General features: G+C 36.3%; 1 protein-coding gene. It reads left to right on the top strand.

Going from position 1 to position 289, the window contains the following annotated elements:
• Nucleotides 1-289: rod shape-determining protein (locus JKP73_RS22915; RefSeq protein ID WP_200412068.1), on the top strand; the 289-nt coding region annotated here is incomplete at both ends.

Here is a 289-nt window from a genome sequence, read left to right as displayed (position 1 = left end):
TTTAATTTTTCTCAGGACTTAGGGATAGATTTAGGTACTGCAAATACTCTTGTGTTTGTAAAAGGCAAAGGTGTTGTTGTAAAGGAACCTTCTGTGGTTGCAAAGAATAAACAAACAGGCGATATAGAGGGCGTGGGAAGTTCAGCACGTAATATGATTGGTAGAACACCTGGTAATATAACAGTTATTGGGCCGATGAAAGATGGAGTTATTGCTGATTATGATACAACTGCAGCTATGATGAAATACTATATACAAAAAGCAATGAAGAATCGGTCTTATTTTGCTA

The organism is Virgibacillus salexigens (assembly GCF_014905415.1).
Taxonomy (GTDB): Bacteria; Bacillota; Bacilli; order Bacillales; family Amphibacillaceae; genus Virgibacillus; species Virgibacillus salexigens.
Note: the sequence above shows the minus strand (reverse complement) of the source record. Positions and strands in the feature narration are given on the sequence as shown.